Below are 12026 nucleotides of genomic sequence, written 5' to 3' on the forward strand. Positions count from 1 at the left end.
GTACCTGTGAGCGAGAACATGACATAGCGGGTGATCCGGGACGCGGCAGCGCGTGACGGCTGGCCGGAACCAGGCGCCCGGGCCGGGATACGACCGCGCCCCCGGTCCACAGGCTGTGGACCGGGGGCGCGCAAGGTGCGTGCGGCGGGTGTTACGCCGTGACCGGTACTCCTGCCTTCGGCTCGGCGTCGCGGCCGGCGTCCTGGCCGTCCGCGTCCTGCCCGAAGTCGTCGACCGGGGAGGCCGTCGCCGAGTTGTACGCGTCGTGGTCGAGGATCTTCTCGCGGGCCGAGACGATGACCGGGATCAGGGCCTGACCTGCGACGTTCGTCGCGGTCCTCATCATGTCCAGGATCGGGTCGATGGCGAGCAGCAGACCCACACCCTCCAGCGGGAGGCCCAGCGTCGACAGGGTCAGCGTCAGCATGACCGTGGCTCCGGTGAGACCGGCGGTGGCCGCCGAACCGATCACCGAGACGAAGGCGATCAGGATGTAGTCACCGATGCCCAGCTGGACGTCGAAGATCTGCGCGATGAAGATCGCCGCCAGCGCGGGGTAGATCGCGGCGCAGCCGTCCATCTTGGTGGTGGCGCCGAACGGGACGGCGAAGGAGGCGTACTCCTTCGGGACGCCGAGGCGCTCGGTGACCCGCTGGGTGACCGGCATGGTGCCGACCGAGGAACGGGAGACGAAGGCCAGCTGGATCGCGGGCCAGGCGCCCTTGAAGAACTGCAGCGGGCTGACCTTGGCGACCGTCGCCAGGAGGAGCGGGTAGACGCCGAACAGCACCAGGGCGCAGCCGATGTAGACGTCGGCGGTGAAGGTCGCGTACTTGCCGATCAGGTCCCAGCCGTAGTCGGCGATCGCGTAGCCGATGAGGCCGACGGTGCCGAGCGGGGCGAGGCGGATGACCCACCACAGCGCCTTCTGGAGGAGCTCCAGGATCGACTCGGAGAGGGTGAGGATCGGCTTGGCCTTCTCACCGAGCTGAAGGGCGGCGATACCGGCGACGGCTGCCATGAAGACGATCTGCAGCACGTTCAGCTCGGTGAACGGCGTGATGACGTCCGTCGGGATGATGCCCGTCAGGAAGTCGAGCCAGGAGCCGGCACTCTCCGGCTTGGCGCCGTCCTTCGGGGTGAGGTCGGTGCCCGAGCCCGGGTTGGTGATCAGACCGATCGCGAGGCCGATGGCCACGGCGATCAGCGAGGTGATCATGAACCAGACCAGGGTCCGGGTGGCGAGCCTGGCGGCGTTGTTCACCTTGCGCAGGTTGGTGATCGACACCAGGATCGCGAAGAAGACGAGAGGTGCGACGGCCAGCTTCAGCAGCTGGACGAAGATGTGGCCGACCTGGTCGAGCGTGGTGTAGAGCCACTCGACGTCGTAGCTGCGGGTTATCCACCCGAGCAGGACACCCAGGACCAGACCGGCGACGATCTGTATCCAGAAGGGGATGCTGGGGAGGCGGAAACCGGAACCGGACGGCTTACCGCCGGTTTCGGTCTCTGCGGGGGACGCGGAATTCGCGGACACGGACACACTCCAGAAGGGACGCACCGGGACGTACGAGGACAGACGTACGGATGTGCGGTCTGACAATGGGGACGGGGGTGCGGCGCCCGCGTCGAGGGCGGCGCCGCTGCATGATGCCGGTTCAGACGTTGCGGCAACAGACCGCGGACATACAGCGGCAGAGATCGACGTGCAGGCGCACCACGAGCGGAACGCCCGGGGCAGTGTGGGTGCGCAGAGCTGTCGTCATGCCGAATACGTTAACACTGCAACTTTGAGAACCTCAAAGGTCCGCTTCTTGATCGTTTTTGACCGGCGCGACGCCTACCGCCCCCGGACACGCCGAAACCCCGGCACGGGAGCGGCTGCTCCGGTCCGGGGTCTCTCAGGTACGCGGGTGCGGGTGTGAGGAACCTTACGGCGCGCTTACCGCGCGACGCTGTCCTCGCGGGTGCGGTTCTCCTCGAGCCTGGCCTTGGTCCGGTCGACCTTCGAGACGATCTGCTGGGACATCTCGTCGCGCTGCTTGCGCAGCAGGACGAAGCTGAGGGGTGCGGAGAGCACCAGGCCGAGCAGGAGGACCCAGACCACGTTGGAGCCGCCGACGCCCGAGGGGAGCACGCCGAAGTGCACGGCCACTCCCGAGACGAAGAAGCAGCCGACGAAAATCAGCAGGCGCATGGCGGTGTACCGGATCGCTGCGCTCGGCCTGGAAACGGACACGGCTTGCCTTCTCTCTACGTCCGACGTTCCCGGGTTCGCGCGGTCTGGATTCCGCCCGAACCGGTCTGGGTCTGTCCGACCAGTGAAGCATGACCCGAATTCGATCAGTTCGCAGGGCTCCCGGCGGCGCCCGCCGGGTCACCGACTGCGGCGCCGTCCCAGGTGACAGCCCGGGGCAGCCCCTCGGCGCTACCGGAAGAGAGGGAGCAGCATGAGGATGTCGTCGCGGTAGTCGTCCTCCGCGACCCGGATGGCGTTCGGGATCCGGCCGACCTCCTTGTACCCGCAGGAGGCGTAGAAGCGGTCGGCACCAGTACCGCCGCGGCAGGTGAGCCGGACGGCCTCGATCCCGTCGATGTCCTGGGCGGCGTCGGCGGTCGCCGCCATCAGCTCCCGGCCGTAGCCCTTGCCCTGGTGACGCGGGTGGACCATGACGGTGTAGACGCCGATCCAGTGCCGCATGAGCCGGTGGGTGTTGTGGGTGAGGAAGGCGGTGGCGGCGACCGCCCCTTCCTCGTCCCGCCCGACCACGAGACGGGTGCGGCCCTCGACCATGCCCGCGAGGTGCTTGACCAGCTCGGGCCTGACGTCGCCCTCGGTCACGGGCGGCACGAACCCGACGGCGCCGCCGGCGTTGACGACATCCACCCAGAGGGTGGTGATGCCGTCGCGCAGCGCACGGTCGAACGCCGGATCCACCTCAAACGTAAGTGCCATATGCAGAGATTAGCCATTACGCTTCGCGGCGCTCAAATCGCGTCCACCCCATGGGAAAGCCCCGGCCGGAGGGCCGGGGCTTTCCCATGGGCGGGCGGCCGGAGCGCACCCGTCGCGGACGTCCTCAGACGCGCATCGGCTGCGGGGTCTCGCGGCGCCCGGCGTCCGGCCCGGGGTACTCACGCAGGATCTCGTAGCGGGTGTTGCGCTCCACGGGCCGGAAGCCGGCGTCGCGGATGAGGTCGAGGAGGTCCTCACGGCCCAGCTTGTTCGGGGTGCCGTAGTCGTCCGCGTCGTGGGTGATCTTGTACTCGACGACCGAGCCGTCCATGTCGTCCGCGCCGTGCTGGAGGGCCAGCTGGGCGGTCTGCACGCCGTGCATCACCCAGAACACCTTGACGTGCGGGACGTTGTCGAAGAGCAGCCGGGAGACGGCGAAGGTCTTCAGCGCCTCGGCACCGGTCGCCATCGACGTACGCGCCTGGAGGGTGTTGCGGACCTTGCCGTCCTTCATGTCCACGAAGTCGTGCTGGTAGCGCAGCGGGATGAAGACCTGGAAGCCGCCGGTCTCGTCCTGCATCTCGCGCAGCCGCAGCACGTGGTCGACGCGGTGACGGGGCTCCTCGATGTGCCCGTACAGCATCGTCGCCGGGGTCTTGAGACCCTTCTCGTGCGCGAGGCGGTGGATGCGCGACCAGTCCTCCCAGTGGGTGTTGTGGTCGACGATGTGCTGGCGGACCTCCCAGTCGAAGATCTCCGCGCCGCCGCCGGTCAGCGACTCCAGACCGGCCTCGATCAGCTCGTCGAGGATCTCGGAGGCCGAGAGCCCGGAGATCGTCTCGAAGTGGTGGATCTCCGTGGCCGTGAAGGCCTTGAGCGCCACCTCGGGCAGCGCCTCCTTGAGCGCGCTGAGGGAGCGCGGGTAGTACCGCCACGGGAGGGTGGGGTGCAGCCCGTTGACGATGTGAAGCTCGGTGAGGTTCTCGCCCTGCATCGCCTTCGCGAGCCGGACGGCCTCCTCGATGCGCATCGTGTACGCGTCCTTCTCGCCCGGCTTCCGCTGGAACGAGCAGTACGCACAGGAGGCGGTGCACACGTTGGTCATGTTGAGGTGGCGGTTGACGTTGAAGTGGACGACGTCGCCGTTCTTCCTCGTACGCACCTCGTGGGCCAGCCCGCCGAGCCACGCCAGGTCGTCGGACTCGTAGAGGGCGATCCCGTCCTCGCGGGTCAGCCGCTCGCCGGCCCGGACCTTCTCCTCCAGCTCGCGCTTGAGTCCCGCGTCCACTTGGGCGCCTCCCATGTCTGTACGTAATGGATCCAGGCCACGGTACTCCCCCGCCGGTCAGGCGGGGGCACCCCCACCACCGCTCGGGGTCAGTGCTCCTCGGGGAGCTCGCCGACGCGGTTCTCCCACTTGGTGGAGAGGACGACCGTCGTACGGGTCCGCGAGACGCCCTTGGTGCCGCTGAGCCTGCGGATGGTCTTCTCCAGCCCGTCGACGTCACCGACCCGCACCTTGAGCATGTACGAGTCGTCACCGGCGATGAACCAGCAGTCCTCGATCTCGGCCAGGTCCTTCAGCCGGTGCGCGACGTCCTGGTGGTCGGCGGCGTCGGAGAGGGAGATGCCGATCAGGGCCGTGACACCGAGCCCGAGCGAGGCGGCGTCGACGGTCGCGCGGTACCCCGTGATGACACCGGCGGTTTCCAGCCGGTTGATGCGGTCGGTGACGCTGGGCCCGGAGAGCCCGACGAGCCGCCCCAGCTCCGCGTAAGAGGCCCTGCCGTTCTCCCTGAGGGCCTGGATGAGCTGCCTGTCCACCGCGTCCATATGACTGAAACCTTCCATTGTTCAGCAGTACCGCGATCTTACGTGTAGAATCCAAGGTGCAACAGGGCCAATCCCTGCAAATCTTCTCCACTGCCCAAGAAAATCTTTCGAATCTTCAGGAGTGAACGACACCGTGTACTCGATCGAGATGGCCTACGCCCGGATGCGGGAGCTGCAGGACCTGGCCAACCGCTCGCGTGCCCACCAGCCCGCCGCCGCCCTCCGCGTCGACCGCGCCCGCGCCCCGCGCCCGGACCGCAAGAAGCGCTGACACCGCGGGTTCAGCCCCGGGAGCCGCCACCGAGCTCCCCTTCCCACCGGCGGTACAGCTCGTGCGGCACGCCTGCCGCGTCGAGCACCCGCCCCGCGACGAAGTCCACGAGATCCTGGATGTGCGTCGCACCCGCGTAGAACGCCGGAGAGGCGGGCAGCACGACTGCGCCCGCCTCGTCGAGCGCGACCATCTGCTTCAGCGTCTGACCGCTGAGCGGCGTCTCCCGCACGGCGACGACCAGCTTCCGCCGCTCCTTCAGCGTCACGCTCGCGGCCCGCTGCAGCAGGTCCTTCGACAGCCCGAGTGCCACCCCGGCCACACACGCGGTCGACGCCGGGACGATCAGCATCCCCTTCGCCGGGTACGACCCCGAGGACGGCCCGGCCGCCAGGTCCCCGGCCGGCCAGTGGCGTACGTCGCCGATGTCGGGCCGGAAGGTGTCCGGCTTGCCGTCCGCGCCCCGGGCCAGCCAGCCGCGCAGGTCCTCCTGCCAGTGGGCGTCCCGGAAGGCGATCCCGGTCTCGTCCAGCAGGGTCAGCCGCGAGGCGCGGCTCACCACCAGGTCGACGCTCTCCCCGGCCGCCAGCAGTCCGCGCAGCACCGAGGCCGCGAAGGGGGTGCCCGAAGCGCCCGACACCCCGACGATCCAAGGCCTGCGCTGCTGCTGACTCATCGAAGTACCGGCTGTCACACCGCCGAGCCTATCCGGCGCCCACCCACAGGAACCGAGCCAGGGGCCTCGCGCGTTACGACGGATGAGGGAACGACCACGGACAGGGGGCGGCCATGACCGGCACACGCACCGGGGCCACCGCACGCGCGGTCACGGCCGGCGGGGTCATGCTCGCCTGGGTCGCCCTGCTCTGGCTCCTCGAAGGCATCGACACGGCGACGGGCAACTCCCTCGACACCCACGGCGTCAGCCCCCGCGAGCCGTCCGAGCTGGCGGACATCGTGCCCGCCGCGTTCCTGCACAGCGGCTGGGAGCACGTTGCCTCCAACACCGTCCCGCTGCTGGTCCTCGGCTTCATCGCCGCCCTGGGCGGGATACGCAGGTTCGCCGCCGTGGTGTTCGTGGTGATCGCGGCGTCCGGCCTGGGCGTCTGGCTCACCGCGCCGCCCCACACGGTGACGCTGGGCGCGTCCGGTGTGGTCTTCGGGCTCCTCGGCTATCTGCTGGTGCGCGGTTTCGTGGACCGCCGCCCCTGGGACGTCGTCATAGGCCTGGGCGTCGCCGTGGTCTACGGCTCCCTGCTCTGGGGTGTGCTGCCCACGGACTCCGGCGTCAGCTGGCAGGGCCACCTCTTCGGCCTGGTCGGCGGGGTGGCGGCGGCCTTCCTCCTCCGCCGCCCGCGCGCCCCGCGCGACTCCGGCTACGTCACGGTGTGAGGCCGCGCACCAGCAGGTCGAGCAGCGCGCACGCGAAGAGCGCGATGCCGATGAAGCCGTTGACGGAGAAGAACGCCCGGTTGAGCCGGGACAGGTCGTGCGGCCGCACGACCCGGTGCTCGTACACGAAGGCGGCGGCGACGATCACCATGCCGATCCAGTAGAAGATCTCCGCGTCCGTCGCGAGCCCGAACCACACCAGCAGGCCCGTGGTGATCACGTGGCAGATCCTGGCGCCCCAGAGGGCGGCCGGGATCCCGAAGCGCGCCGGGAAGGAGAGCACTCCGTGCGCACGGTCCGCCCGTACGTCCTGGCAGGCGAAGATCAGGTCGAAGCCGCCGATCCAGATGCCGACGGCCAGCCCCAGGATCACCGCGTCCCACGACCAGCTCCCGGTCACCGCCAGCCAGGCGCCGATCGGGCCGATCGCCTGCGCCAGACCGAGGATCGCGTGCGGGAAGTTCGTGAACCGCTTGCCGTACGGGTAGACCACCATCGGTACGACGGCGACCGGAGCCAGCATCAGGCAGAGGGGGTTGAGCAGGGCGGCGGCACCGAGGAAGAAGGCCAGGGCCACGAGCGCCCCGGTCCACGCGGACCGCACCGTGACCGCGCCGGTGACGAGCTCCCGGCCCTCCGTCCTCGGATTACGGGCGTCGATCTCCCGGTCGATGATCCGGTTCGCCGCCATGGCGAAGGTCCGCAGCCCGACCATCGCCACGGTCACGAGCAGCAGCGTGCCCCAGTGGATGTTCCCGTCCAGCCGGTACATCGCGGTCAGAGCCGCGATGTAGGCGAAGGGCAGGGCGAAAACCGAGTGCTCGATCATCACCAGCCGCAGGAACGCGCGGGACTTGCTGCGCGGCTGCGGGACAGCCGCGGCCGAGGCCGATGCACTCACAGGCCGTACTCCTTCCACCGGCGGTCGACCTTCGCCGCCGTCTCCGGGTCGGACTCGACCATCTCCGGCCAGCCTCCGTCCCGCGTGTACCCCTCCTCGGGCAGCTTGCGCGTCGCGTCGATGCCCGCCTTCCCACCCCAGAACTGCTGGTAGGAGGCGTGGTCGAGGTGGTCCACCGGCCCCTCGGTGATCATGAGGTCGCGGGCGTAGTCGGTGTTGCCGAGCGCCCGCCACGCGACTTCGTGCAGGTCATGGACGTCGCAGTCGGAGTCCACGACGACGATCAGCTTGGTCAGCGACATCATGTGCGCGCCCCAGATGGCGCTCATGACCTTCTGGGCGTGCTTGGGGTACTTCTTGTCGATCGAGACGATCGCGCAGTTGTGGAAGCCGCCGGCCTCGGGCAGGTGGTAGTCCACGATGTCCGGCACGATGATCTTGAGCAGGGGCAGGAAGAACCGCTCGGTGGCCCGGCCCAGCGGACCGTCCTCGGTCGGCGGGCGGCCGACGACGATGGACTGCAGCAGCGGACGCTTCCGCATCGTCACGCAGTCGATCTTCAGTGCGGGGAACGGCTCCTGCGGGGTGTAGAAGCCGGTGTGGTCGCCGAACGGGCCCTCGGGCAGCATCTCGCCCGGCTCCAGCCACCCCTCGATGACGACCTCGGCCTGGGCAGGGACCTGGAGCGGGACCGTCTTGCAGTCGACCATCTCGATCCGCTTGCCCTGGACGAAGCCGGCGAAGAGGTACTCGTCGATGTCCCCCGGCAGCGGCGCCGTGGAGGCGTAGGTGACGGCGGGCGGGGCGCCGAAGGCGATCGCGACCGGCAGCTTCTCACCGCGCCGGGCGGCGACCTGGTAGTGGTTGCGGCTGTCCTTGTGGATCTGCCAGTGCATACCGATGGTGCGCTTGTCGTGGCGCTGCAGCCGGTAGAGCCCCAGATTGCGGATGCCCGTCTCGGGGTCCTTGGTGTGGGTGAGCCCCAGGTTGAAGAAGGAGCCGCCGTCCTCGGGCCAGGTGAAGAGCGCGGGCAGCGCGTCCAGGTCCACGTCGTCGCCGGTGAGCACGACCTCCTGGACGGGGGCGCTGTCCGCCTTGACCTTCTTCGGGGGCAGGTGCGTCACCGCGCCGAGCTTGCCGAACGCCTCGCGGATCCCGACGAAGCCCTGCGGCAGCTCCGGCTTGAGGAGCCCGCCGATCTTGTCGCTGATCTCCGCGTAGGACTTCAGCCCGAGCGCCTTGAGCAGCCGCCGGTCGGTCCCGTAGACGTTCATGGCCAGGGGCATCGACGACCCCTTGACGTTCTCGAAGAGCAGGGCGGGACCGCCCGCCTTGTTCACCCGGTCGACGATCTCACCGACCTCCAGATACGGGTCGACCTCGGCCTTGATGCGCTTGAGATCGCCCTCGCGCTCCAGAGCCCGGAGCAGGGAGCGAAGATCGTCGTAAGCCATAAGCCCCAGTATCGGCCACCCGCTACCCTGGGCCCGTCACCGGGGGCGGGACCTCGCCTCCCACATCGTCTCGGGGGATCCCACATCATGCTCAGGGCCTTGATCTACCTCCTGCCTCTGGCGCTGACGATCTTCGCGTTCATCGACTGCCTGAACACCCCGGAGGACGAGGCGAAGCACCTCCCGAAGATCGCCTGGGTCTTCATCATCCTGCTCTTCTGGATCGTCGGCCCGATCGTGTGGCTGGCCGCGGGCAAGATGCGCACCCCGCCGACGGGAGGCCGCACCCCCTCCGAGTGGCACCGCGGCCACCGCACCACCTGGACGGCGCCGGACGACAACCCCGAGTTCCTCAAGTCGCTGAAGAAGGAGAACGAGAAGGACGAGTCGCTCCTCAAGGACTGGGAGGCGGATCTCCGCCGCCGCGAGGAGGAGCTCAAGCGCCGGGAGGGCAAGGAGAACGGCGCTACCGGGCCCGAGGAGGACCCGGCCCCGCCGTCCGCGTCCTGACCGCGCGCGAGCCCTCGCGTCCCGGCAGGCGTGGCCCCGGGGCGCGAACGCCCCGGGTCACCGGGAGAGCAGACGCCCCAGCCGGTCGAGCAGGGGCAGCAGAGCGGTGCGCTCCTCCGGGGTGAGCGCCTCCAGCGCACCGCGCACCACCCGCATCTCCGCGCGGATCCGGTGCGCCAGCTCGGTGCCCTCGTCCGTACGGGAGGCCACCTTGGAGCGGCGGTCGCCGGGCGCCGGGGTACGCGTCACGAGACCGCGCGCCTCCATACGGCCGACGAGACCGGTGGCGTTGGACGCGTCGCACACCAGATGCGTGGCCAGCGCGCTCATGGGCATGGGTTCATTGAGGGCGATCAGCGCGCGGGCCTGAGAGGTGCTGAGACCGTGACGCGCCGCGACCGCGGTGAGGTCGTCGTGGTGGCCGCGTACGACGACGGCGAGGGGCTCCAGGAGTTCGTCCGGAGCAGGGACGGCGCGGGGTGCCGGTTCCTTCGTCATGGTCGGTCATCCTTCGATCGGTGCGCGTGGTCCGTCAGGCCGGAGCACTGTCCGCCACGCACCCGCAATCGTTTGACATGCTCAACTTTGACCCGTTACATGGGGTATTGCTTGAGCATATCAAGCTTCATGTTCCATGTGTCTCGCGTCTCGTAGGGAGCACCCCCATGCCTTCCGTACTCTTCGTCCTCACCGGTGCCGACCACTGGACCCTGAACGACGGCACCACCCACCCCACCGGCTTCTGGGCCGAGGAACTCGCCGCACCGCACCGCGTCTTCAGCCAGGCCGGCTTCGACATCTCCGTCGCCACCCCGGGCGGCGTCACACCCACCGTGGACGAGGCGAGCCTCGCCGCCGAGGCCAACGGAGGCCAGGAGCAGGCCGACGCCATCGCGTCCTACCTCGCCTCCATCGACGAGACGCTCAAGATCCCGGCCCGCCTCGAGGACACCGTGGCCACCTCCTACGACGTCGTCTTCTACCCCGGCGGCCACGGCCCCATGGAGGACCTGGCGGTCAGCGAGGTCTCCGGCCGGCTGCTCACCACCGCCCTGGACTCCGGCACCCACGTCGCCGTCCTGTGCCACGCCCCCGCCGCCCTGCTGCCGGCCCGCCGCGAGGACGGCAGCTGGCCCTTCGCCGGCTACCGCATGACCGGCTTCAGCAACGCCGAGGAGACCCAGGCCGGTCTCGCGTCGAAGGCTCCCTGGCTGCTGGAGGACCGCCTCGTCGCCCTCGGCGCCGACTACGCGGCCGCCGACCCGTGGTCCACCCACACCGTGCACGACCGCAACCTGCACACCGGCCAGAACCCCGCCTCCTCCGAGCAGCTGGCCCGCGAGATCGTGGCCGCCCTGTGAGCGCCACCGGCACAGCGGTGGAATCCGCGGCGGACGTCGTCACCCGCCTCCGCGGGGCCTTCCGCACCGGGCACACCAGGGAACTCTCCTGGCGCACCACCCAGCTGACCCGGCTGCGGGCGCTGCTCACCGAGCGGGGCGACGAGCTCGCCGAGGCGCTCCGCGCCGACCTCGGCAAGAGCCGGAAGGAGTCGTACCGGACCGAGATCGACTTCACGGTCCGCGAGATCGACCACACCCTGGAGCGCCTGGCGGGGTGGCTGGAGCCCGAACCGGCCCCCGTACCCGCCGCCCTGGCCGGGGCCACCGCCCACACCGTGCAGGACCCGCTCGGCGTCGTCCTCGTCATCGCGCCGTGGAACTACCCCGTGCAGCTGCTCCTCGCCCCGGTGGCCGGCGCGCTCGCCGCGGGCAACACCGTGGTCGCGAAGCCCAGCGAGCTGGCACCGGCCACATCCGCGGCCTTGGCCCGGCTGGTGCCCGAGTACCTCGACACCGACACGGTGACCGTGGTGGAGGGCGGCGTCCCCGAGACCACCGCACTGCTCGCCGAGCGCTTCGACCACATCTTCTACACGGGCAACGGCACCGTCGGCCGGGTGGTGATGGCCGCGGCGGCGAAGCACCTCACCCCGGTCACGCTCGAACTGGGCGGCAAGTCGCCCGTCTTCGTCGACCGGGACACCGACCTCAAGACGGTGGCCGCCCGCCTCGCCGCCGGGAAGTTCCTGAACGCCGGCCAGACGTGCGTCGCACCCGACTACGTCCTCACGGACCCCGCGACGGCGCCGGCCCTGACCGAGGCCCTCGCGGCGGCGGTCGAGTCCCTCTTCGGCCCGGACCCCGCGACCCACCCCGAGTACGGGCGGATCGTGAACGAACGCCACTTCGACCGGCTGGTGGGCCTCCTCGGCTCCGGTCGCACGGTCACCGGCGGGGGCCACGACCGGGCCACGAAGTACATCGCCCCGACCGTGCTGGCCGAGGTGGCACCGGACTCCCCCGTGATGGGCGAGGAGATCTTCGGCCCCGTCCTGCCGGTCCTCACCGTGGACGGGCTCGACGAGGCGATCGCGTTCATCAACGACCGCGACAAGCCGCTGGCCCTGTACGCCTTCACCCAGGACCCCTCGGTGCGCGCCCGTCTGCTGGCCGAGACCTCGTCGGGCGGGGTCGGTGTCGGCCTGCCGCTGGCCCATCTGACCGTGTCGGACCTGCCGTTCGGCGGAGTCGGCGAGAGCGGCATGGGCAACTACCACGGCCGGTACTCCCTGGAGACCTTCAGCCACCGCAAGGCCGTCCTGGACACCCCGCTCGGCTGACGAGCCCAGCCCGTACACGCCACGAG

14 protein-coding genes are annotated in these 12026 nt (G+C 69.8%); 5 read left to right on the plus strand and 9 right to left on the minus strand.

What is annotated here, in order from left to right; translation table 11 throughout:
• Positions 1 to 151: 151 nt before the first annotated feature.
• The 5 genes from ACGFNN_RS28065 to ACGFNN_RS28085 form a co-directional block, all read right to left on the minus strand.
• Positions 152 to 1537: a dicarboxylate/amino acid:cation symporter gene (locus ACGFNN_RS28065; RefSeq protein WP_393559983.1), complete on the minus strand. Its 1386-nt coding sequence runs from the start codon at positions 1535 to 1537 to the stop codon at positions 152 to 154.
• Between the two features lie 405 nt (positions 1538 to 1942).
• The gene (locus ACGFNN_RS28070) at positions 1943 to 2239 is read right to left on the minus strand and encodes a DUF4229 domain-containing protein (protein WP_393559985.1); all 297 of its coding nucleotides are present in this window, start codon (positions 2237 to 2239) and stop codon (positions 1943 to 1945) included.
• A 189-nt stretch (positions 2240 to 2428) separates the two neighbouring features.
• Complete coding sequence (locus ACGFNN_RS28075) at positions 2429 to 2956, minus strand: GNAT family N-acetyltransferase (protein WP_393559987.1); 528 nt, start codon at positions 2954 to 2956, stop codon at positions 2429 to 2431.
• Between the two features lie 124 nt (positions 2957 to 3080).
• Positions 3081 to 4244: an aminofutalosine synthase MqnE gene (mqnE, locus tag ACGFNN_RS28080; protein ID WP_031098411.1), complete on the minus strand. Its 1164-nt coding sequence runs from the start codon at positions 4242 to 4244 to the stop codon at positions 3081 to 3083.
• Between the two features lie 89 nt (positions 4245 to 4333).
• Positions 4334 to 4789: an Lrp/AsnC family transcriptional regulator gene (locus ACGFNN_RS28085; RefSeq protein ID WP_362540098.1), complete on the minus strand. Its 456-nt coding sequence runs from the start codon at positions 4787 to 4789 to the stop codon at positions 4334 to 4336.
• Positions 4790 to 4910: 121 nt separating this feature from the next.
• Between ACGFNN_RS28085 and ACGFNN_RS28090 the strand changes: the two genes are divergently transcribed.
• Positions 4911 to 5060 (plus strand): hypothetical protein, encoded by a 150-nt coding sequence (locus tag ACGFNN_RS28090; RefSeq protein WP_362540858.1) that lies wholly within the window; start codon positions 4911 to 4913, stop codon positions 5058 to 5060.
• A gap of 10 nt (positions 5061 to 5070) precedes the next feature.
• On the opposite strand, the gene ACGFNN_RS28095 is transcribed toward ACGFNN_RS28090, so the two are convergent.
• Entirely contained in the window at positions 5071 to 5736 is a 666-nt protein-coding gene (locus tag ACGFNN_RS28095) for a UbiX family flavin prenyltransferase (RefSeq protein WP_362540807.1), read from the minus strand.
• 113 nt (positions 5737 to 5849) lie between these two features.
• Between ACGFNN_RS28095 and ACGFNN_RS28100 the strand changes: the two genes are divergently transcribed.
• A complete protein-coding gene (locus tag ACGFNN_RS28100; RefSeq protein ID WP_393559989.1) occupies positions 5850 to 6452 on the plus strand; it encodes a rhomboid family intramembrane serine protease in 603 nt (200 codons plus the stop codon).
• On the opposite strand, the gene mqnP is transcribed toward ACGFNN_RS28100, so the two are convergent.
• Entirely contained in the window at positions 6442 to 7353 is a 912-nt protein-coding gene (gene mqnP / locus ACGFNN_RS28105) for a menaquinone biosynthesis prenyltransferase MqnP (protein WP_393559991.1), read from the minus strand. The two genes, ACGFNN_RS28100 and mqnP, sit on opposite strands and share 11 nt — an antisense overlap.
• Positions 7350 to 8807: a menaquinone biosynthesis decarboxylase gene (locus ACGFNN_RS28110; RefSeq protein WP_365520368.1), complete on the minus strand. Its 1458-nt coding sequence runs from the start codon at positions 8805 to 8807 to the stop codon at positions 7350 to 7352. The genes mqnP and ACGFNN_RS28110 overlap by 4 nt, the downstream gene beginning before the upstream one ends.
• A gap of 87 nt (positions 8808 to 8894) precedes the next feature.
• On the opposite strand from ACGFNN_RS28110, the gene ACGFNN_RS28115 reads away from it, so the two are divergent.
• Positions 8895 to 9317: a PLD nuclease N-terminal domain-containing protein gene (locus ACGFNN_RS28115; protein WP_362540086.1), complete on the plus strand. Its 423-nt coding sequence runs from the start codon at positions 8895 to 8897 to the stop codon at positions 9315 to 9317.
• Positions 9318 to 9374: 57 nt separating this feature from the next.
• Here ACGFNN_RS28115 and ACGFNN_RS28120 read toward each other — a convergent pair whose 3' ends face one another.
• Positions 9375 to 9815, minus strand: coding sequence for a MarR family transcriptional regulator (locus ACGFNN_RS28120; RefSeq protein WP_365520372.1), 441 nt, complete (start codon positions 9813 to 9815; stop codon positions 9375 to 9377).
• A gap of 167 nt (positions 9816 to 9982) precedes the next feature.
• On the opposite strand from ACGFNN_RS28120, the gene ACGFNN_RS28125 reads away from it, so the two are divergent.
• Positions 9983 to 10678, plus strand: a complete 696-nt coding sequence (locus ACGFNN_RS28125) for a type 1 glutamine amidotransferase domain-containing protein (RefSeq protein WP_393559993.1) — start codon at positions 9983 to 9985, stop codon at positions 10676 to 10678.
• Positions 10675 to 12000 carry an aldehyde dehydrogenase family protein gene (locus ACGFNN_RS28130; RefSeq protein WP_393559995.1) on the plus strand — a complete coding sequence of 442 codons (1326 nt, stop codon included), beginning with the start codon at positions 10675 to 10677 and terminating at the stop codon, positions 11998 to 12000. Before ACGFNN_RS28125 ends, ACGFNN_RS28130 begins: the two co-directional genes overlap by 4 nt.
• Positions 12001 to 12026: the final 26 nt, after the last annotated feature.

Source organism: Streptomyces sp. NPDC048590 (genome assembly GCF_043199535.1).
Classification (GTDB): Bacteria; Actinomycetota; Actinomycetes; order Streptomycetales; family Streptomycetaceae; genus Streptomyces.